Source organism: Nonomuraea sp. NPDC003754 (assembly GCF_053605785.1).
In genome coordinates this window covers 1-19,267 of record NZ_JBSGJX010000023.1, presented here as the reverse complement: position 1 = coordinate 19,267, position 19,267 = coordinate 1, and the positions used below count along the sequence as shown (strand labels likewise).

19 protein-coding genes are annotated in these 19,267 nt (G+C 70.3%); 9 read left to right on the top strand and 10 right to left on the bottom strand.

The features are described from left to right. Positions 1 to 87 precede the first annotated feature (87 nt). The 4 genes from ACWEVS_RS26645 (at position 88) to ACWEVS_RS26630 (ending at position 2,992) form a co-directional block, all read left to right on the top strand. Positions 88 to 552, top strand: coding sequence for a TrmH family RNA methyltransferase (locus ACWEVS_RS26645; RefSeq protein WP_449917269.1), 465 nt, complete (start codon positions 88 to 90; stop codon positions 550 to 552). A 72-nt stretch (positions 553 to 624) separates the two neighbouring features. Beyond that, positions 625 to 1,602, top strand: a complete 978-nt coding sequence (locus ACWEVS_RS26640) for a phosphotriesterase family protein (RefSeq protein WP_452553889.1) — start codon at positions 625 to 627, stop codon at positions 1,600 to 1,602. Between the two features lie 112 nt (positions 1,603 to 1,714). Beyond that, on the top strand, positions 1,715 to 2,101 hold the full coding sequence (locus ACWEVS_RS26635; protein WP_354913536.1) for an STAS domain-containing protein: 387 nt from the start codon (positions 1,715 to 1,717) through the stop codon (positions 2,099 to 2,101). A 9-nt stretch (positions 2,102 to 2,110) separates the two neighbouring features. Further along, a complete protein-coding gene (locus tag ACWEVS_RS26630; protein ID WP_452553888.1) occupies positions 2,111 to 2,992 on the top strand; it encodes a sigma-70 family RNA polymerase sigma factor in 882 nt (293 codons plus the stop codon). A 357-nt stretch (positions 2,993 to 3,349) separates the two neighbouring features. On the opposite strand, the gene ACWEVS_RS26625 is transcribed toward ACWEVS_RS26630, so the two are convergent. The 3 genes from ACWEVS_RS26625 to ACWEVS_RS26615 all read right to left on the bottom strand — a co-directional run bounded on the left by ACWEVS_RS26625 (position 3,350) and on the right by ACWEVS_RS26615 (position 8,480). After that, positions 3,350 to 4,705, bottom strand: a complete 1,356-nt coding sequence (locus tag ACWEVS_RS26625; protein WP_452553887.1) for a hypothetical protein — start codon at positions 4,703 to 4,705, stop codon at positions 3,350 to 3,352. Positions 4,706 to 4,817: 112 nt separating this feature from the next. Next, a complete protein-coding gene (locus tag ACWEVS_RS26620) occupies positions 4,818 to 7,301 on the bottom strand; it encodes a Tex family protein (protein WP_452553886.1) in 2,484 nt (827 codons plus the stop codon). Between the two features lie 864 nt (positions 7,302 to 8,165). Further along, positions 8,166 to 8,480 carry a hypothetical protein gene (locus ACWEVS_RS26615; RefSeq protein ID WP_452553885.1) on the bottom strand — a complete coding sequence of 105 codons (315 nt, stop codon included), beginning with the start codon at positions 8,478 to 8,480 and terminating at the stop codon, positions 8,166 to 8,168. 78 nt (positions 8,481 to 8,558) lie between these two features. Here ACWEVS_RS26615 and ACWEVS_RS26610 point away from each other — a divergent pair, with 78 nt between their 5' ends. Next, positions 8,559 to 9,008, top strand: a complete 450-nt coding sequence (locus ACWEVS_RS26610) for a helix-turn-helix domain-containing protein (RefSeq protein WP_452553884.1) — start codon at positions 8,559 to 8,561, stop codon at positions 9,006 to 9,008. A gap of 368 nt (positions 9,009 to 9,376) precedes the next feature. Here ACWEVS_RS26610 and ACWEVS_RS26605 read toward each other — a convergent pair whose 3' ends face one another. Beyond that, the gene (locus ACWEVS_RS26605) at positions 9,377 to 10,786 is read right to left on the bottom strand and encodes an alpha/beta hydrolase family protein (protein ID WP_452553883.1); all 1,410 of its coding nucleotides are present in this window, start codon (positions 10,784 to 10,786) and stop codon (positions 9,377 to 9,379) included. Between the two features lie 111 nt (positions 10,787 to 10,897). After that, on the bottom strand, positions 10,898 to 11,473 hold the full coding sequence (locus ACWEVS_RS26600; RefSeq protein ID WP_452553882.1) for an ArsR/SmtB family transcription factor: 576 nt from the start codon (positions 11,471 to 11,473) through the stop codon (positions 10,898 to 10,900). Between the two features lie 394 nt (positions 11,474 to 11,867). Here ACWEVS_RS26600 and ACWEVS_RS26595 point away from each other — a divergent pair, with 394 nt between their 5' ends. Both ACWEVS_RS26595 and ACWEVS_RS26590 read left to right on the top strand, forming a co-directional pair. After that, positions 11,868 to 12,284, top strand: a complete 417-nt coding sequence (locus ACWEVS_RS26595; RefSeq protein WP_452553881.1) for a hypothetical protein — start codon at positions 11,868 to 11,870, stop codon at positions 12,282 to 12,284. A gap of 250 nt (positions 12,285 to 12,534) precedes the next feature. Continuing rightward, the gene (locus ACWEVS_RS26590) at positions 12,535 to 13,059 is read left to right on the top strand and encodes a hypothetical protein (protein WP_452553880.1); all 525 of its coding nucleotides are present in this window, start codon (positions 12,535 to 12,537) and stop codon (positions 13,057 to 13,059) included. A gap of 258 nt (positions 13,060 to 13,317) precedes the next feature. Here ACWEVS_RS26590 and ACWEVS_RS26585 read toward each other — a convergent pair whose 3' ends face one another. Both ACWEVS_RS26585 and ACWEVS_RS26580 read right to left on the bottom strand, forming a co-directional pair. Then, entirely contained in the window at positions 13,318 to 13,881 is a 564-nt protein-coding gene (locus ACWEVS_RS26585; protein ID WP_452412626.1) for a hypothetical protein, read from the bottom strand. 659 nt (positions 13,882 to 14,540) lie between these two features. Then, positions 14,541 to 15,851: an FAD-binding protein gene (locus tag ACWEVS_RS26580; RefSeq protein ID WP_452553879.1), complete on the bottom strand. Its 1,311-nt coding sequence runs from the start codon at positions 15,849 to 15,851 to the stop codon at positions 14,541 to 14,543. A 44-nt stretch (positions 15,852 to 15,895) separates the two neighbouring features. On the opposite strand from ACWEVS_RS26580, the gene ACWEVS_RS26575 reads away from it, so the two are divergent. Further along, complete coding sequence (locus ACWEVS_RS26575; protein WP_452553877.1) at positions 15,896 to 16,048, top strand: hypothetical protein; 153 nt, start codon at positions 15,896 to 15,898, stop codon at positions 16,046 to 16,048. Between the two features lie 95 nt (positions 16,049 to 16,143). Here the strand turns inward: ACWEVS_RS26575 and ACWEVS_RS26570 are convergent, their stop codons facing one another. After that, a complete protein-coding gene (locus ACWEVS_RS26570; protein ID WP_452553875.1) occupies positions 16,144 to 16,521 on the bottom strand; it encodes a DUF4267 domain-containing protein in 378 nt (125 codons plus the stop codon). 60 nt (positions 16,522 to 16,581) lie between these two features. Next, on the bottom strand, positions 16,582 to 17,055 hold the full coding sequence (locus ACWEVS_RS26565) for a hypothetical protein (RefSeq protein WP_452553873.1): 474 nt from the start codon (positions 17,053 to 17,055) through the stop codon (positions 16,582 to 16,584). Between ACWEVS_RS26565 and ACWEVS_RS26560 the strand changes: the two genes are divergently transcribed. Then, positions 17,054 to 18,085 (top strand): DUF5937 family protein, encoded by a 1,032-nt coding sequence (locus ACWEVS_RS26560; RefSeq protein ID WP_452553871.1) that lies wholly within the window; start codon positions 17,054 to 17,056, stop codon positions 18,083 to 18,085. The two genes, ACWEVS_RS26565 and ACWEVS_RS26560, sit on opposite strands and share 2 nt — an antisense overlap. A 147-nt stretch (positions 18,086 to 18,232) precedes the next feature. Here the strand turns inward: ACWEVS_RS26560 and ACWEVS_RS26555 are convergent, their stop codons facing one another. After that, positions 18,233 to 19,162, bottom strand: coding sequence for an AraC family transcriptional regulator (locus ACWEVS_RS26555; RefSeq protein WP_354913519.1), 930 nt, complete (start codon positions 19,160 to 19,162; stop codon positions 18,233 to 18,235). Positions 19,163 to 19,267: the final 105 nt, after the last annotated feature.

The window sequence follows — 19,267 nt, the reverse complement described above, 5'->3', positions numbered from 1 at the left end:
GTCACCTGGCGCGCTGCCGGGCCCGCAGGGCACGATAGGGGTGGAATCCCCGTCGATGGTCCGGGCGCACCGCTGAAGCGCCTTCGCATGAACAAGCGTCCCCGCTGTTTCGGCCATCTCACCGTCGCGCCGCTGTGGCCCCTGCACGGTGTCAACCTCGGAACCCTCCTGCGCACCTGCGACGCCGTCGGCGCGTGCATGGCCGTACCTCGGCTGCCGTGGGTGCCCGACGCCCTCGCCAAAGGCAACACGCTGCGCAGCCGTACCTGCGTCCACTGGGTACGGCCGATGCGCTGGCTGACGGAAAGGAAGAGCGACGGAGACGACGTGATCGCCGTCGAGCTGGCGGACCGGGCGATCCGCCTGGCCGACCTGCCGGCCGCACGGCGGCCTACGGTGGTGGTCCTCGGCCACGAGTCGGACGGAGTCCCCGAGGAGGCGCTCGACCTCATGGACGCCGTGGTCGAGATCCCCATGGTCGGCAGGGGCACCAGCCTCAACGTGGCCGTGGCCGGTTCGCTGGTGCTGTACAAGCTGGCCGGGCTGACATGATGCCGGCGTTGTTCCCCCGGATCCTTTGACGTACGTTGGCGCGGACGCACCAGTCGGTATGGGAGGCTCCGCATGCCCACCGTTCCCACCGTCCGCGGCCAGGTCGACGTCGCCGAGCTTGGCCAGACCCTGATGCACGAGCACATCTTCGCCCTGTCGACCGAGCACAAGGACAACTACGGCGCGGGCGGCTGGTGGGACGAGGAGTTCAGGGTGGCCGACGCGATCGGCAAGCTGAAGGCGGTGGCGGCCAAGGGCGTCCGGACGATCGCCGACCCGACCGTGTGGGGGCTCGGCCGCTACATCCCCCGCATCCAGCGCATCGCCGCGGAGGTGCCCGAGCTCACCATCATCGTCGCCACCGGCCTCTACTTCCACGACCTGCCGCCGCACCCCTACGAGCACCGCGGGCCGGGGCTGCTCATGGACATGCCGGACCCGATGATCGACGACATGGTCCGCGACCTCACCGAGGGCATCGCCGACGCCGGGGTCAGGGCCGCGTTCGTCAAGTGCGTGGTCGACAGGCGGGGCCTGACCGAGGGGGTCGAGCGCATGTGCCGCGCCGCCGCCCAGGCACACGTGCGCACCGGCGCGCCCATCACCGTCCACACCGACGCGGCCACCCGGTCGGGACTGCTCGCGCTCGACCTGTTCGCCAAGGAGGGCGTCGACCTTCGCAAGGTGGTCGTCGGGCACGCGGGGGACAGCAACGACCTCGACTACCTGCGCAGGCTCGCCGACACGGGGGCCATCCTGGGCATGGACAGGTTCGGGCTCGACATCTACAACCCGACCGAGCAGCGCGTGGCCACCATCGCCGCGCTGTGCGAGCAGGGTTACGCCGACCGCATGGTGCTCAGTCACGACGCCGCCTGCTTCATGGACTACTTCGCCGGCGACTGGGACGAAGGCGTGCCGCTGGTGGCGCCGAACTGGCGCTACGACCACATCCACGACGACGTGCTGCCCGCGCTGCGCTCGCGCGGCGTGACCCAGGAGCAGATCGACCAGATGCTGGTCGGCACCCCCGCGCGCTACTTCTCCTGACCCGCTCTCCGCGGCTCGCCCCACTCGCCCCCCGCCGGGTGGGCGAGGCGTTGCCCACGATCTTCGGTATGGTAGCGGGATCGAAGCGTGCTACACGGGTAGGTGGAGCTGGGTGACTGCGGAGCAGGCCTTGTCAATCAGCCTCGGACTACAAGGTCCGTGTGTCATCGCGAGGCTGACAGGCGACTTCGACTTCGGATCGGCGGCGGAGGTCCGTGATCGGGTCACCAAGGCACTCGATCTCAGCCAGCCTCCGATGATCGTCATCGACATGCAGGCCGTCGAGGTCTGTGACTCCTCGGGGCTGTCCGTGCTGGTCTACCTCCACAAGGCGGTCACCGCCTCCGGCGGGCGGCTGCTCCTGTCCGGGCTCAACGGGCGCTGCAAGCACCTGTTCGCGATCACCGCGCTCGACAAGTTCTTCGACATCAGGCCCACCGCCGAACTCGCCATCGCCGAACTCTCCGAATCTGGGCATTCTCCGCCGTTCGCCGGGTAGTCGGGCGGCATGGCGGACCTGTTAGGCGACTACCTCAAGGAGATCGGCGGGATCCCGCTGCTCACCGCCGAGGACGAGGTCGACCTCGCCCGTCGGGTGGAGGCGGGACTCTACGCCGCGCACCTCCTGGCCCACGGCGACGACCGGCCCGAACTGCCGGCGCTCGTGCGGGACGGCGGACAGGCCAGAGACCGGCTGATCAGAGCCAACCTGCGCCTGGTCGTCGCCGCCGCCAGACGCTACGCCCACCGCGGGCTCCCCCTGCTCGACGTCATCCAGGAAGGCAACCTGGGGTTGATCCGAGCGGTGGAGAAGTTCGACTACAAGCGCGGATACAAGTTCTCCACGTACGGCATGTGGTGGATCAGGCAGGCGATCGAGCGCGGCATCAACGACAAGAGCAGAACCGTGCGGCTGCCCGCCCACATGGCCGAGGAGGTCACCCGCCTGGCACGCATCACCCTGCGGCTGGCCGCCGACCTGGGCAGGGAACCCGGCGAGGCCGAACTGGCCACGGCGGCCGGCCGTACCGTCGAGCAGATCAAGGGCCTGCGCAGGATCGCGCGGGAGACGATCAGCCTCGACACGCCCGTCGGCGAGAACGGCGAGGCCAGCCTCGGCGACCTGATCGCCGACGACGACGCCCCGCAGGTGGCCGAGCTGATGGAACTGCGCGCGCTGGCGGCCGAGATCCGCGGGCAGGTGCGGGAACTGCCGGTGCGCGAGGCGTTCATCATCAGACGCCGGTACGGCCTGGCGGGCGGCAAGGTGCTCACCTACCAGGAGATCGCCGACCGGCTCGGACTCACCAGGGAACGGATCAGGCAGCTGGAGCGGCAGGCGTTGCGGAGGCTGCGCGAGGGCGGGCCGTTGCCGGCCTGGGCTTCCTGATCAGGTATCGACAGCGGCGGCCGCGGTGTGCTGATCTCATGGCGCGGTCGGGCGCTGGTACGTCTCGGCGCGCACCTCCGTCCGCCACTTCTCCTGCCGCTGACCGGCCAGGAACCCCCGCGTGCTCGGCAGTGGGGGAACGCGCGAAAGCCCACGGACGGCTCCTGCGGGAAGGGCCGTCTCGCGGGCTGAGATCATGAACGCCCGGAGATCAGGCGGTGATCATGAGGGCGAGGCCGATGAGGACCACGATCGGGACCACCCAGACGACAGCCTCGGCCGCGAACTCCTTGTACATGCTGTTGCTCTCCCTCAATGGGCCGCAGAAAAGGTCACTGCGCAGCATAGCCGCAGTGGTCAGCGGTCCGTCCCCCGGTGCTCCCTCTCGGCGAGCCTCAACCGCTTGCCGAGACTGAAGCGCAACCCGTCGGCCATGAGCAACGGCAGGTCGCGGGAGTCGGTCTCGACCCGCTCGACCACCTCGGGATGATCTCCCAGGTGACGTGTCCAAGCCCGTAGAACCTGGGGCATCGCGGCGACGGCGGCCTCGCTCATGATCGCTTCCCTCGGCAGCCACGAGGCCAGGAACTGAGTGACGCGCGCCGGGCTCCACCAGGACGGACGATCACCCAAGAACTCCACAAGAGTGGCGAACGCCTCATTCGCGCCCGGCACGTCCGGGAGATCGTCGAAGCGGTCCACGGTGTCATCCGGCGACCGCCGCCCACCCCTGACACCCTCCGAGGCGCGCTCCGCGCTGACTGCAGGGACCTCGGCGGCGTGGGCGGGTGCTGGGCTCTCCACGCTGTCCGCGGGGCTCTTCGTGCCGAGGACGGGGTTCTCGGTGGCGTGGGCGCGGGCCAGGACGATCGCGCGGGCCGGCGGGAGCGTCTCGGCGACCGGGGCGCCCAGCACCGCGTCGGTGAGGTCGAACGCGTCGATGATCCGGCCCGCCACCCGCACCGGATCGGCGGGGCGGACGTCGAGGTCCTCCAGGAACTTCGGCTCCTCGATGACCGCGTCGACCGCGAAGCCGCCGTTGGCCTGGTCGATGGCGACGACGGCCAGGTGGGGCTCCTTCTCGTTGGGATAGACGAAGGAGATGACCGCCAGGGCCTGCTCGCCGTAGGGGTCGGCGGTGCCGTACCACGCGGATTCGGGTCGGGCCCGCCCCATGAGCTCCATCCAGCGCGGAACCCCGGCCGCGGCGACATCGCGCGTCGACGCGTAGGCGCCGGGCGTCGCATCGGTGTCCCCACGGTGGACAGCGGGTTCGCCGGTGTCCGCGCCGTGGGCGGTGGGAGTTACACCGGCATCTCCACGGTGGGTGGTGGGCTGGCCGGCGTCCTCTCCGGGGACGGTGGGTTCGCCGTGGGCGGTGGGAGTTACACCGGCGTCTCCACGGTGGGTGGTGGGCTGGCCGGCGTCCTCTCCGGGGACGGTGGGCTCGCCGGTGTCCGCGCCGTGGGCGGTGGGCGGCTCGTCGGCCTCCGGGAGTTGGGAGAGGGAGGCGAGGGCGGTCAGGATGAGGCGCGCCTCGGGGGTGTCGTCCCGGGCGACGCGCGCCAGGAACGATCGGGCCGCCTGCTCGTCGTCCCGCCAGCTGGCGGCCAGCCTGCTCGCCCACAGTTCGGCTCGCAACGGCGACCGCCACCGGAGCAGGTCGCGAGCCTGCCGTACGGCGTCGCGGTAGAGGTCACTGGTCTCGTCCATGGCACCCACCCCATGACCGTACCCAGTCTGAGGGGTGCGGCAGGCGCCCGTCCGCTCGGCGCTGAACCGCGCGGGGTGCGGGGCCCACCGGGACCCCGCACCCCGCGAGCGATCAGTAGTCGTCGCCCGCCAGGCCGGCCTTGCGCAGGGCCTCGGCGAGGGCCCCGGTCGGCGCGGGACGGCGCTGCCCGCCCTGGCGGCCACCCTCACGCCCGTTGCCACCGTCACGCCCGTTGCCACCGTCACGGCCACGGCCACCGTCACGCCCGTTGCCGCCGCCATTCCCCCGGCCGCCGTCACGCGTGTTGCCACCGCGGCCGCCGTCGGCGCGGCCTTCCCCGCGGCCACCCGAACGGCCGCCGCCGCGCCCTTCTCCGGAGCGTCCGCCGCCCGGCTGGCCGTCTGCGCCGCGGCCCTCGGCCGAGCGTCCACGCCCCTGCCTGGCGCCCGCCGCGGTCTCGTCCTCCAACCGGAGCGTGAGCGAGATGCGCTTGCGCGGGATGTCGACCTCGAGCACCTTCACCTTGACGATGTCGCCGGGCTTCACCACGTCGCGCGGATCCTTGACGAACGTGCGCGACATCGCCGACACGTGGACCAGCCCGTCCTGGTGCACGCCGATGTCGACGAACGCCCCGAACGCCGCGACGTTCGTGACGACCCCTTCGAGGATCATCCCGGACGCGAGGTCGGAGAGCTTCTCCACGCCCTCCTTGAACGTCGCCGTCTTGAACGCCGGACGCGGGTCACGACCCGGCTTCTCCAGCTCGCCCAGGATGTCGGTGACCGTCGGCAGGCCGAAGGTGTCGTCGACGAACTCGGCGGGCTTGAGGGAGCGCAGCGTCGCGGTGTTGCCGATGAGCGACTTGAGGTCGGCGCCGACCGCGCTCAGGATGCGCCGCACCACGGGGTAGGCCTCGGGGTGCACGCTGGAGGCGTCGAGCGGGTCGTCGCCGCCGGGGATGCGCAGGAAGCCCGCGCACTGCTCGAACGCCTTGGGCCCGAGGCGCGCCACCTCCTTCAGCGCGCTGCGCGACCTGAACGGCCCGTGGGTGTCGCGGTGCTGGACGATGTTGTCGGCCAGCGTCGCCCCGATGCCGGACACGCGGGTCAGCAGCGGCGCGGAGGCGGTGTTGACGTCGACGCCGACCGCGTTGACGCAGTCTTCGACCACCGCGTCGAGCGAGCGCGACAGCTTGGTCTCGGCCAGGTCGTGCTGGTACTGGCCGACGCCGATGGACTTCGGGTCGATCTTGACCAGCTCGGCCAGCGGGTCCTGCAGGCGGCGGGCGATGGAGACGGCGCCGCGCAGCGAGACATCGAGGCCGGGAAGCTCCTGCGAGGCGTAGGCGGAGGCGGAGTAGACCGAAGCGCCGGCCTCCGACACCACGATCTTGGTCAGCCCCGGCATGTGCTTGACCAGCTCGCCGGCGAGCTTGTCGGTCTCGCGGGAGGCGGTGCCGTTGCCGATCGCGATCAGCTCGACGCCGTGCTTCTGGGCGAGCGCGCCGAGCACGGCGAGCGACTGGTCCCACTGGCGCTTGGGCTCGTGCGGGTAGATGGTGGCGGTTTCGACGACCTTGCCCGTCGCGTCGACCACGGCGACCTTGACGCCGGTGCGCAGGCCCGGGTCGAGACCCATCGTGGCGCGCGTGCCGGCGGGCGCGGCCAGCAGCAGGTCGCGCAGGTTGGCGGCGAACACCCGCACCGCCTCGTCCTCGGCCGCCTGCCACAACCGCATGCGCAGGTCGAGGCCGAGATGGACGAGGATGCGCGTGCGCCACGCCCAGCGAACCGTGTCGGCGAGCCACTTGTCGGCCGGCCTGCCCTGGTCGGAGACGCCGAAGCGGGCGGCGATGCGCATCTCGTACTCGGGCCCCTCCTCGGGCTCGAGTGTCACCGAGAGGATCTCTTCCTTCTCGCCGCGGAACATCGCGAGGATCCGGTGGGAGGGCAGCTTGGTGAACGGCTCGCTGAAGCCGAAGTAGTCGGAGAACTTGGCCCCCGCCTCCTCCTTGCCCTCGCGCACGGCCGAGACCGCCCTGCCGTGCGACCACATGCGCTCGCGCAGCGTGCCGATCAGGTCGGCGTCCTCGGCGAAACGCTCGATCAGGATGGCGCGGGCGCCCTCCAGGGCGGCGGCCGCGTCGGCCAGCCCCTCCACGACGTACGGCTCGGCGGTGGCGAGCGGGTCGAGCGTCGGGTCGCCCAGCAGCGCGTCGGCCAGCGGCTCCAGCCCGAGCTCTCGGGCGATCATGGCCTTGGTGCGGCGCTTCGGCTTGTAGGGGAGGTAGATGTCCTCGAGACGGGCCTTGGTGTCGGCCGCGAGGATCTGCTCCCTCAGCTCGTCGGTGAGCTTGCCCTGCGTCTCGATCGACTCCAGGATCGCCGCGCGCCGCTCCTCGAGCTCACGCAGGTAGCGCAGCCGCTCCTCCAGCGTGCGCAGCTGCGCGTCGTCGAGCGCGCCGGTGACCTCCTTGCGGTAACGCGCGATGAACGGCACGGTGGCGCCGCCGTCGAGCAAGTCGACCGCCGCTTGCACCTGCCCCTCGCGTACGCCCAGCTCTTCCGCGATGCGCTGGTGAATAGAGAGCACTGATTCGCCTTTCGATGGTCCGCCGCCCAATTGTGCCGGACCCGCGGGGCGGGTGCGCTCGCCGGCTGCGTCTTTCCCGCTCAGGAGGGGTTTCTCCCGTACGGCAAGCCGGCCTGGCACCTCCGTCCCCGCATGGTCCCGTCCGCCGAGGGCGCGCGCCCAGCAGGACTTCGGTCCCCGCCGTCACGGCGAGCCTGAACCCGAAACCCTAGACCCCCGCACCGACATTTTCCGCTCGCCCGGCCGCCGACGGTGGGACGCGCCGCGCCGGTTCGAGGAGAGGGCAGGCGGTCATGCGCGCAGTGGTGGTTGGGGGGAGATCTGGGGGTCGCGCGCGGTGGTGATCGGAGGGGAAGGGGGAAGCTCGTGCGCGGGGTCATGGTGGTGATCGGAGGGGATGGTGAGGTGCTCGTGCGCGCGTCACGGTGGTGATCGGAGGGACGGTCAGGTGCTCATGCGCGGGTCGCGGCGGCAGTTGGAAGGGACGGTCAGGCGCTCGTGCGCGGGTCGCGGCGTCGATCGGAAGGGACGGTCAGGTGCTCGTGCGCGGGTCGGGGGCGGGGTGCCGCCGCCGTTCGGGGAGAACGACGGCGGCACGCGGGCTCAGTGAGGCACGGTCGCTCTCGCCGGTGTCGAGCAGTCGGGGCACGCGGGCCCCGACCACGGCGTGGGCACGAGTTGGCCGCGGTGGCGCCACGTGACGGCGCATCTCCCGCACCCGTTGTCGCCGTGCCACGCCTCGTAGGTGTAGCGCCACTCCTTACGGCATTGCGGGCAGTGATGGGTCCATGTCTCCAGAACGACGTACAAATCCTTCATGTCGGGCTCCGATCAGGGTGGAAGTACGGCGGGCACAGGGCCCTGTCACGTACGCCACACGCAGAGGAGCGTCTGGAGCCCGGCCGCTCGCGCGCACGGGCGCGGGGCGGGCGGGAGGGTGGTCCGGGCGCGACGGCTCGGCACGGGGTGGTGGGCGGAGCGGCGGAGGAGCGGTTCGGCCCTCCGGGAGACCTCCTCGGCGGGTGTACCTCGATCGGTGGCGACCACCTCGCGGTCGGCGGTGAGCGCCTCGGTGTAGGTGCTGGCGCCGAGGACCTGCATGGTCCAGGCGAGTGCGGCGATGAGCACCCACAGCCATGCCCTTGCCCCAGGGGACAGGCGGGGCGCAGCGGCGATCACGCATCGTAATATCTCCGGCACCCAGAGTCGAGAATCGCAACGGAGCGTAATATTCGCCCGCCCGCCACCGTCGAACGGATGCACCCCGGCGACACCCTGGTCATCTACAAGCCCGACCGCATCGCCCGCTCGGTCAAGGAACTGCTGATCTTCCTCGAAGACACCCTCGCCCCGCGCGGCATCAACCTTCAGATCCTGTCCGGCATCTGCGCCGGCCTGCACGGCCAGCGGGCAGGCGATCGCCGACCGGATGCTGTTCATGTTCGCCGGCCTGGCCGCCTAGATGGAACGCGAGCTGATCAGCGAGCGCACCCTGGACGGCCTGGCCGCCGCCCGCGCCGGAGGCCGCCCCCGGCGCTGGATGAGGACAAGCTGGCCGCCGCCCGCGCCCGGCAGGCCCGTGGCGAATCCATCACCGCCATCGCCAAGCACCTCGGCGTCGGCCGCTCCACCCGGTATCGAGCGCTGGAGAACGACGAACCACCCACCACCCCGTCCAGCCCCGCCCCGCTCCAGCCCACCGAGTAGCTGTGAGTGACGTTGCAAAGTCGGACTCGACATCGTGCTCGGCATCGTCTCCGTACGGGCCGAAGGGCCCGAGCTGGCCCGGCGCGCTCGCGCCGGGCAGCGGGGCGCCATTCTTGGCGCGGTGGAGTGAGAAGATCACCGCGGCGCCGCTCGGCGGGGCCTGCGGCTCCTGCAGTTCGGGGATGTGGCTGTACAGGGTGCCGGCGGCGATGAGCTCGCGGATGAACTCGGCCGGCGCGGCGAAGACGTGGAACACCAACGGCCCTCGCCACCAAAGGTGACTTCGGATACCCACAGCTACTTTGGGCCTCGTCGCACGGATCAGGGTGGAGAGCCGCGAAGACCGCCGAGCGTTCCAGCTCACCGGTTCAGGGAATGAGCACGCCCCAGTAGGCCGCCCACGGCACGAACACCGCGGCTGCTGCCAGGATCATTCCCAGCCGTATCCGGTTTCCGGGGGACAGCTCGCGGCGGTGGCGCCAGGTAGCGGTGGCCGTGGCGACCGCGGCGACGACCGTGGCCACGGCGAGAAGCTGAAGCGCCAGCCATGGCAGGGAGCGGCCGAGGACCACGGGCCCGATCAGGTAGGCGCCGGTGAGCACCAGGACACAGAAGTAGCCGAGGAAGCCGAGTGTGGAGGCCATGAGGGCGATGACGAGCCAGCGAGCCGGTCGTGAGGCTGGGGGTGCGCCGCGGCGTCGCCGCAGCCGCCTGACGATCGCGGCCAGCGCGTAGCCGAGGGAGGCGGCCAGGAAGATCGTGAAAGCCGCGAGTTGCAGCCAGGGTGACTCGTACCAGGCGAACGGTCCGTCCACCGGGCGGCTCAGCAGATCCTGGGGCGGCGGCTGGTCCGCGCCGGCCTTCGGCGGGCCATCGCTCAGGCTGGTGATCCAGGCGGCCTCGAACTCGGCGAAGTCGGCAGGGAGACTGTCGGGACGGTCGAAGCCGTCGTCGAACGTGCGGTTGAGGTTGTGGCGGACGCCGGTGATGAAGTGGATGGTGGAGTGGGTGTTGCCGCCGCGTTCCAGGCCCTGCCGGATGATCTGGGAGCTCTCGGCGGGCATCGCCTCCCGGTCGAGGGTTCCCCACAGCGCGAGGACAGGCTGGTGGACGTGTTCCCAGCTGCGCATGGGGTCGCGGTCCTCCTCGCCGAACAGGCCGCTCCCGATCCCGAACCTGATGGCGCGCTGCTGCAGCATGTGGGTCAGCGATCCGTGCACGCCCGCGTGCCGGAGCCGCTCGCCGTACGCCCATGCCTGTTGCCTGGCGGGCGTCGTTCCGACCGCACCGGCGACGACGAGGAAGGCCACGTCCGAGGATCGGGCGGCCGCGATCGGCGCCACCCACGCTCCCTCCGACAGTCCCCAGATGCCGATCATCGCCGGGTTCACCTCGGCGCGGGCCCGCAGTGTGCGTACCGCCGCGAGCGCGTCACCGGCGAGCGTCTCGTAGTTCCGCCGCAGGGTGGAGTAGCCGATGGTGCGCTTGTCGTATATCAAGGTCACGATGCCGCGCTTGGCGTAGGCCTCGGCCTCGTCCCGGAATTCCTCCCGGGTGACGGGCCCGGCGCCGTGCACCATGACGATGCCGGGCCTGCGGCCTTTCGCCGACTTTGGCGCCACGACCGTTCCGTGCAAGGTCACGCCGCCGTCCCCGGTGAAGGTGACGTCGCTGGTGACCAGCGCGTCGGCGTGTGCGGGTACGGGTAGGGCGCACAAGGCGATCGCGAGTATGACGGGCAGCAGCGACCCCGTCCAGCGTTTGCGTGAGAGCAGCATGAGGTGCTCTCCTTTCTATGGGAATCCGTGCACGTGAAGACACGCCCTTGGCGGGGCGTGGTGATGCGGATTTCGTCTCTGGGCCGTCGGGCTGGCACCCGGCGGCCCAGTTCATTCGCCGTCGTCGGCGGATGTGGGGGCGGGGAACGCGAGCATCCGGGCGAGCACAGCGCGCGCTCCGGGTGGCGTCGCCTCGTCCGGCCTTTTGTAGCGGTAGAGCAGTTTCACGTACTCCTCGAGGAACTCTTTGAGCTCGTCGAGGGTGAGGCGCATCGCCGAGCGCGACCAGACCAGGGCGTCGGCCCATTCACCGAGGTCGTCGCGTTCGAGTTGGAAGCGGGTGAGTTGCTCGAGCTCGTCGGCGAAGTCGAGCCGGTTCATCTCCTCGACCGCTGCCCGCATCTCGGGGGTCTGGCGGCTGTAGGGCGGGATCCTGCGATCAGCAGGCACCTGGCGCCACCAGCGTTCTCGCCCCCTCGACAGCTCGGGCACCTCTTCGATGAACCCGTGCTTGGCCATCTGGCGCAGGTGATAGCTGGTCAGGCCAGTGCTCTGGCCCAGTGCTCGGGCGAGAGTCGCGGAGTTGGCAGGACCGTTGCGCAACTGCCGCTCGATCCGCTGTCGCATGGGGTGCGCCAGGAGCTTCAGCGCTTCGACATCGGTTATCTCCTGCGGGACGAGATCCACGAGAGCACCGTACCGTTCGCAAAGATTGTTTGCAAAGACGCTTTGCGAATGCGTGCCCGGCCGGAAGTCCGGGGCTCCGGGAAGCAACGGCCATCACGCCGGCCCTCGCATCGCCTCGACGCGGGGGCCGGCCTCATGCCCGGCGAAAGCCACCCATCCGCCGGCGTCGTCTCGCCGCGCGTCTGCTCCCCGGTTGGTGTCCTCATCCACGCTCGGACACCGGGCCATCACGAACGGGCACGCGCCTTCGGCCTCGTGTCCTCGCTGGTCAGCCGCTGTCCAGACCGGGCGGGTGTCCGGTCGTCGTCCACAGGTGCTGTCCACGGGTGGTGGACACCGTGCCGGCCCTCCGAAAGTGATCTCGCAGTGCTCGAGACGACGAAGGGAACAGACGATGAAGAAGATCGGCGCGCTGGTGGCGGGCGGGCTCCTGGCGGTAGGGATGACGGCCCTGCCGGGTGCGGCCGCGACCGAGCAGGCACTCACCGGCAAGGTGGTCAACACGGCGGGCCTTGTCACGTTCGAGGCGACCCTCATCGGCGGGACCGCCGATGAGGAGGTGTACCGGATCGACTTCAACAAGCGCCCCGTGCGGTGGTACGCCTACGGCGAAACGGTCCATCCGGTGTGCTGGCTGGAGGGCCCGAAGCTCACCGGCCCGTACGGTTCGACCACCGCCTGGATCTCCCTGGGCGGCGGCTACAGCTCCAGCGGTTACGGCACGCAGACGGTGCTGACCGACGCGTGGGTCAACACCGGCGACGACATCCGCAAGCAGGTCAGAAAGTGCGCAAGGTCCGCCGGGCAGTGACGAGCGGCCCCTTGCCACTGATGCAGCGCCCGTAACCGGGCGATGAACGCGGCCACCGGGTCCTCTCCGGTGTCCACGTTCTTCCTCGGCGATCGGATCATCTCCTCGCTTGGTCAGCCGCCGTCCAGACCTGGCAGGTGTCCGCTCGTCGCCGGCATGCGCCGTCCACGGGCGTGGACGCGCCACCGGTTTTCCGAAAGTGATCTTGTGCCATCACGGCACACCATCTCGACCCGACAGGAGTCCCGCAGTGAGATCTGTTCAGCGCATCGCCGCCCGGGCCGTCGCAGCAGCGGCCCTCGTCCTGCCCGCGCTCGCCTTGACCGGCTCGCCCGCCGTCGCCGATCCCGCCGAGGAGACGTTCACCCCCTACGTCACCACGCTGGAGCGCAACACCACCGCATGCCCCGGCAACGACCAGTACTTCAGCGGCTGGGACACGCAGCGGCCCATCGAGTGGACCTACACCAACGGCGACCACGCCTGCATCGAGGTCCAGTACAAGGTGGCGTTCACCGCCGCGCACTGCGCCTACCAGTTCTACGTGCCCGACAGGCAGGCCACGGGCTACATCGACTTCTGGGTGGAGGGGATCACCAACGAGGGCCACGGAACCTGGGGCACCAATGCGGGGATCAACGAGATCGACAAGGAGGGCTGGTACACCATCTACACCGGCGACCGCGTCACCTCCATCAAGTTCTGGGACAGAGGGCCGAAGGGATACACGCTCGGCTGGGGCAAGTACGCCAGCCTGAAGCGCGTCTGCTCCTGATCCCTGAGGGGCCGACACCCACCTGCTGCAGCGCATAAGGGGCCCGGCTTCACCGATCATGGTGGCAGGGCCCCTTTCGCGGGTGCAGGCTGGAAACCTGCACCGCTTGATCGGACGATGAAGGCCTCTCCGCCCGACGCTGCTGGGGACAGGCACCAGCGCCGCCTGGCGAGGACGGCATCGATCTCGTCGACCGGATCGGCAGCACCTACGTCACGCACGCCAGGCGGCGCACTTCTCGCCTGGCCTCGGATGGGTTCACCCCGGGCAGGAGATCGCGCTCCTAGCCTTCCCCTCGAACCGCCTGCCGCGCGAGTCGTTGAAAAGCACGGCACCCCAGGCCCAGATGCACAGTCCGCCGGCGTTGACGGTGGCCGCGCCGGTCCGGTTGAGGGTGCTTCCCCTTTCTTCCGGGTCGTTGTTCGAGGAGTCGGACAGCAGGACGAGATCCGGGTCCTGCCGGCACTGGCCGGCGGTGCGCCCGCAGGCATAGAGCTCGACCATCAAGGCCTTGCGATAGCGCTCGGCTGCGAGGCTGGTGTTGGTGAAAGCACACACCTGGCCGCCGTTGCGGTAGATGTGCAGGAAGGCGCCCTTCATCGAAGCGCTTCTGTCTTCGGTCGTGGCTGTGATCGGGACGCGGCCGATGCGCTCACCGCTGCAGGTGGCGCCCTGGGACGCTGCGTGGGCGGTTGCGGCCGGGGCGAGAGAGGCGGCCACGAGTCCGGTGGTGAAGACCACCGCCGGCACCAGGCGTGCGAGAGCGGATCGTGTGGACATAGGGGTCCTTTCCAGGGGGTCGAACGAGATGACGACGATCACGAATCGGTGATCGTCTCGGACCGATGCTGCCCCCGCGCGGTTCGCTCCCGCACCCCCTGAGAGCTGCGGAATCGAAGTGGCAACAACCGCAACAACCGCAACAGCGATACGCGGCACACCTCCTGCCGCAGCCGGTTCCCCAGCCGCCTGATCCGAGCCGCCCGGCCCAAAGCACCGCCCACCCACGGCAAGGCGGAGGCACGGGTCTTTCCGTCCCGGACGAAAAGAGACGAGCGGAGCAAGATAGGCGATCAGACGGCCGAATGGAACCGAATCGACCGGCGATCACAACCAAGCCGCCGCCAGCACACGACCAGACGAGGAGCACCCCGATTGAGCACCGCACCTCCAGCAGGCGCGGGCCGGGATCGGCGCGCTGGGCGACGACGAGTACGGGCGGCTCATCAAGGGGGGTCTGGAGCGGCTGGCCGAGCAGTTGGGTGAGGCCATCTGAGTGCGCCCGGCGCATTCTCTGCAGTCCCCATGGCCCTGCACCTGCGCGAGCAAGACCTCAGCCTGCGCGACATCGCCGCCCGCCTCGTCATCACCAGCGGCGCGAAAAAGGGGCCGTCACCCCTCGGCCGCGAGTGTCCTGCGCGTGCTGCGCGACCACGACGGCAGACCGCGACCAGCGGGGCCGTGACCTGCTGGGAACCGATCTATCCGAGCACCGGGTAGTTCGCGCGGAACACGTTGTGCGGGTCACGGGCCCGCTTGATCTCCCGCAGCCGCGCGAGCGTGCTGCCGGAGAAGGACTTCGCCGCCGTGTCGCCGGGAGACAGCACGGTGTACGGCTTGCGGCCGCTGATGTAGGCCTCCAGGTCCGCCACGACCTCGGCCTGCTTGGCGCGCGTCGCATCGGCCGCGTGCGGCAGGCCGAGACCCACCAGGCCGAGCAGGTACGGCTCAGCCACCGCGCCGCTCGCACCGGCCCCGCCGCCCGGCTCGGCGAGCGCCCCGCCCAGGTGCCTGATCTGCAGGTTGATGAGCGGTTCGACCGGCTTGGCCAGCAGGAGCTCCACCGCGTCCGCGTCCAGGCCGGTGAGCAGCTCCGCACGAGCGATGGACGGGGCCGGATCGGTGGGCTCGGCGGCGATGTGACCCAGGTCGGCGACCGGGACGACGCCGCGGCTGTCGGAGATCGCGCCCTCGATCTTGTCGATGCGCGCCAGCAGGTCCTCCGCCTGAGCCGCCTCACCCAGGTAGGCCAGATCCAGCGTCACCATCGGCGGCGCGCCGGGTGGCTGGAGCCGGTTGATCCAGACACTGAGTTCACGCGGCGCCTCGGCGGTGATCTCCAGGAACGCGTCGTACACCTCCCTGGTCCGGTGCTCCGGCCAGATCACGCGCCCGCCGTACAGGACTGGCGCGGGATACAGCTCGAGTTCGAGGGCGGTCACCATCGCGAAGTCCCCGCCACCGCCGCGCAGCGCCCAGAACAGCTCGGGATCGGACTCGGCGGTCACCCGGCCCGGCTCGCCCTCGGCGTCCACGATGTCGATGGCCCGCACGCTGTCGGAGGCGAAGCCGTACTTGCGGCTGAACCAGCCGACCCCACCGCCCAGGGTGTAGCCGGTCACGCTGACCCCCGGCGCGCTGCCGGCCAGGCCGGTCAGACCCAGCGGACCGGCCGCCGCCAGCACCTGCCCCCACTTCACGCCCGCGCCCACCCGGACCACGCGCTCCTCCGCGCGTACCTCCACCTCGTTCAGCAGGCCGGTACGCAACAGGATCAGGCCTTCCACATCACCGGAGGCGCCATGCCCGCTCGGCTGCGCGGTCACCGTCAAACCCGCCCGCCGCGCGTAACGCACGAGCGCCGCCACGTCATCGGCGTCCGCGGCCTCCGCCACGGCCGCCACCGGCTGCCTGACGGTCAGATTCCACGCGGTGGCCGCCTGTTCGAAGCCGTCGTCATCGGCCAGGAGCACGCGCCCCTTGAGGACACCGCGCAGATCGTTGATCGTCATCGTCGTCTCCTTTTTCGAGTTCTCAGAAAATGCGAAGGAATGCCGTGCCGCACTACGGGAAGGACGGCGCCCTGACCGCCCGGACAAGGACCACGCCGAAACCTCGATGCCTGCACCTGCGGCGGTCCGCGCTGGTGCACGTCAACACGCTGCTGCTTCAGCGGGTTCTCGCCGAGCCGAGGGACGGCGCGGCCTGACCGCGCTGTTCTGGCCCGACGTCGACCGGCTGCTGGATCGCTGGTGAGGCGATGGCGGGACGCGTCGAAGAGCTCCGGCCGCCGGACCACCTGGTTTACGCGATGAGCAGGAGCGCGCTGATCGCCAGCATCACCACGGCGGTGGCGCCGTGAATGCCGTAGGCGGCCGTCTTGGGCCCGTTGCTGCGCAGCACGATCACCGCGTCGCCGACGGGGATGGCGCCGGCGGCCAGCATGAACCAGCCCAGCAGGTGGGTTGTCCCGCCGGCCAGCACGATGAGGATGAAAAGTCCTGAGGCGATGTCGCGCACGCCCTTGACGGACAGCCAGGCATGGAAGCTCCGGCCCTCGGTCGGCGTGTCGGGGATCCCGAAGCCGACCGCGGCCTGCGGCGCCCAGAAGAAGCTGGTGCCCATGACGATGACGCCCGCGCCGATCAGTCCGGCGAGCACGGTGGCGATGGTGGTGAGCATGGGTGTGTCTCGCCCTTTCGGGAGCAGTTGTACGAGCGCATTCCAGACAGCGGGGCGCTATCACCGTTCGTGGTCGTCAACGAAGTGGTTGTCGTGGGCTTCGTGAAGCCGGCTCAGGTCCCGATCGGCCACGGTGGCGAGCTGCGCGAAATACTCCTCCCGGGGTACGCCTGGCGAGAGTGCCATGAGGAGGGTGGCAGGGTCGGCGCGCTCCTTCCGAAGCGCGTGGACGTCACCCATCGCGGCATGCGCGGTGTCGCCGGGCAGCAGTGTTCGCCACGCCCGCCCGTCGAAGTAGTCGACTTCGCCTGCTTCAACGATGAAGGTCTCGCTGAAGGTCGTGTGAAAGTGCGGGACAGGTCCCCGGCTGGAGGGCGACATGCGCCACCGGTAGATGCTCACGATCCCGCCGGTCTCCGCCGGGGCGGCGAGGACTTCGACGGTCGATCCGCCGGCACCTAGCTGGATCGTTCGCGTCTTTCCGGCGCGCTCGGGTCGCCCGCGGAACCAGTCCGCCGGCTTCGTCTCGGTCATGGCCCGAGTCTCGGGGCTTCGCCGCCGCGCTCGCGCTCACTTCGGCGGTGGCCTAACAATAGGGAGAGTGATCCGCTTCCGATTGGGTGCCGGCGCTGCGAGCGTGCGATGGGCCATGTCGCCGATCCACGAAGTGGTCAGTCTCGCCCGGCTGTTGACAGAACCGCAGCGTCACCCGATGTTCCACCCGTGGCTTCGCCGTCGCCACCACCGCCTTTCCGGCCTGGACCTGAGCGCGCTCACGGTCTTCATGGCCGATGGCGCGTATCGGCCCGACTTCCTCGACCCATCGCCGATGTCCAGTGAGCCGACCTTCGAAGAAGGCATGGAGGCCCTCCTCTCCACCCCGGCGGACCAGGTCTACGCCGAGTTGGCCGACGCCGGCATCGGGCGGGGGGCAGAAATAGGCCGCCGACTGCTCGATGACCCCGACCGAGCCAGGTCGGAGGCCGCCGAAGCGGTGCGCCGCCTCTGGACGGCGGCCATGGAACCGGAGTGGCCGTCCATGCGGCAGGCGCTGCGTGCCGAGATGCTGGACCGGGCCATCCAGGTCAACCGCGAGGGGCTGCGCACCGTCCTTCCGCGCCTGCACCACTCCGCGGCGTGCGAAGGCGACACCATCACCGTCAAGTCGTCCGCCGACCTCGACGTCGACTGCCCCGAGGGACTCATTCTCATTCCGTCGCTGTTCATCACCGACCGGGTGCAGTGCACCACCTCAGACCACTGGACTCCGGCGATCTACTACCCGGCATCCGGGCGGTACCTCTGGGCGGCACCTCCCACTCCGAGATCCCTTGACCGGCTTCTGGGGACGACTCGGTCGAGGATCCTGGCCGCGCTCACCACTCCGCTGCAGACGTCCATCGTGGCCAGGCTGGTGAGCGTCACCGTCCCGACGGCCAGCGAACACCTGACGATCCTGCGAGACGCCGGGTTGATCGACAGCAGCCGGGCCGGTCGCACGGCCACGCACGAGCTCACCAAAGCTGGACGTGCTCTCCTGGACGCGGCCTCGCCGCGACCATGACTGGTCTGGGCGGGCGGATGTTCTGCGGGCTGGACGTCGTCGGGCGGGGACGTCGCGGGGTGGACGTTCTCCTGGCGGAAAGTCGACGGGTGGGGGTCCGGGTTGTGGAGGGTTCGGTCGGCGCTTCGGGGCAAGCAAGGGAACGGGTCAGGCGGGGGCCATGCGGTGTTCCTGGGGGCTGAGCCCGCGCTCCCGCTTGAACGCCGTGCTCAACGCGAACGCGCTGCCGTACCCCACCTTGTGTGCCACGGAGGCCACGGTCGCCTCGGGTTCGCGCAGCAGGTCGGCGGCCATGGTGAGCCGCCAGCTGGTCAGGTAGGACATGGGCGGCTCGCCCACCAGTTCGGTGAAGCGGCGCGCCAGGGCGGCGCGGGAGACTCCCACGCGGTCGGCCAGCGCGGAGACCGTCCACGGGCTGGCGGGCTCGTTGTGCAGGACGCGTAGCGCGCGGCCGACGACGGGGTCGCTGTGCGCCTGGTACCAGGCGGGCGCCCCGGCTTCGGGCCGGGAGAACCAGGCGCGCAGCGTGGCGATGAGCAGCAGGTCGAGCAGCCGGTCGAGGAAGACCTCCTGGCCCGGCTGGTCCTTGGCGATCTCGTCGCCGAGCAGGGCGAGCAGGGGCGTGTCGAGTGAGGGAACCACCAGCGCGGACGGCAGGGCGTTCAGCAGCCGCCTGCTGATCTCGCCGCGCAGCTGGTAGGTGCCGCTGAGCATGACGGCGGGGCCGTCCAGGCTGTCGCCCCAGGTGCGCACGCCCAGGTCCATCGACGCGCACAGCTCAACGCCGTCGACGGTGGTGCTGCGCTCGCCCGGGTGGATGAGGATGGTGGGCTCGGTGGCGGGGTCGTCGGCCACGTTGTACGCCTCGGGGCCGCGCATGATCGCCACGTCGCCGGGCGTCAGCCGTACGGGGGCGCCGCCGTCGGGGATCACCCACGCCTCACCGCGCAGCATCGAGACGAGCGTCAGCGGGGCCCGGTCGAGGATGCGCACCGACCACGGGGGCGTCATGATCGAGCGGAGCAGGAAGGCGCCACGAGCTCGCGGCCCGTCGAGGAGTCCTGCGAGAGCGTCCATGCGACGAAGCCTAGATGATTGATTCCAAGGGCTGAGGATTCCGAGTCTGGCTGCGAACATGCAGCGAGGGTGTCCAAGATCCGTGTGTGACGACAGAACTGAACA

Coding starts and splice junctions, on each gene's coding strand:
- ACWEVS_RS26570 (WP_452553875.1), bottom strand. CDS start 16,521: ATGCTCACCACCATCGCCACCGTGCTCGCCGGACTGATCGGCGCGGGC.
- ACWEVS_RS26605 (WP_452553883.1), bottom strand. CDS start 10,786: ATGCTGCTCTCACGCAAACGCTGGACGGGGTCGCTGCTGCCCGTCATA.
- ACWEVS_RS26560 (WP_452553871.1), top strand. CDS start 17,054: ATGGCCCGAGTCTCGGGGCTTCGCCGCCGCGCTCGCGCTCACTTCGGC.
- ACWEVS_RS26625 (WP_452553887.1), bottom strand. CDS start 4,705: ATGGACGAGACCAGTGACCTCTACCGCGACGCCGTACGGCAGGCTCGC.
- ACWEVS_RS26640 (WP_452553889.1), top strand. CDS start 625: ATGCCCACCGTTCCCACCGTCCGCGGCCAGGTCGACGTCGCCGAGCTT.
- ACWEVS_RS26595 (WP_452553881.1), top strand. CDS start 11,868: ATGAAGAAGATCGGCGCGCTGGTGGCGGGCGGGCTCCTGGCGGTAGGG.
- ACWEVS_RS26610 (WP_452553884.1), top strand. CDS start 8,559: ATGCACCCCGGCGACACCCTGGTCATCTACAAGCCCGACCGCATCGCC.
- ACWEVS_RS26555 (WP_354913519.1), bottom strand. CDS start 19,162: ATGGACGCTCTCGCAGGACTCCTCGACGGGCCGCGAGCTCGTGGCGCC.
- ACWEVS_RS26645 (WP_449917269.1), top strand. CDS start 88: ATGAACAAGCGTCCCCGCTGTTTCGGCCATCTCACCGTCGCGCCGCTG.
- ACWEVS_RS26580 (WP_452553879.1), bottom strand. CDS start 15,851: ATGACGATCAACGATCTGCGCGGTGTCCTCAAGGGGCGCGTGCTCCTG.
- ACWEVS_RS26565 (WP_452553873.1), bottom strand. CDS start 17,055: ATGACCGAGACGAAGCCGGCGGACTGGTTCCGCGGGCGACCCGAGCGC.
- ACWEVS_RS26630 (WP_452553888.1), top strand. CDS start 2,111: ATGGCGGACCTGTTAGGCGACTACCTCAAGGAGATCGGCGGGATCCCG.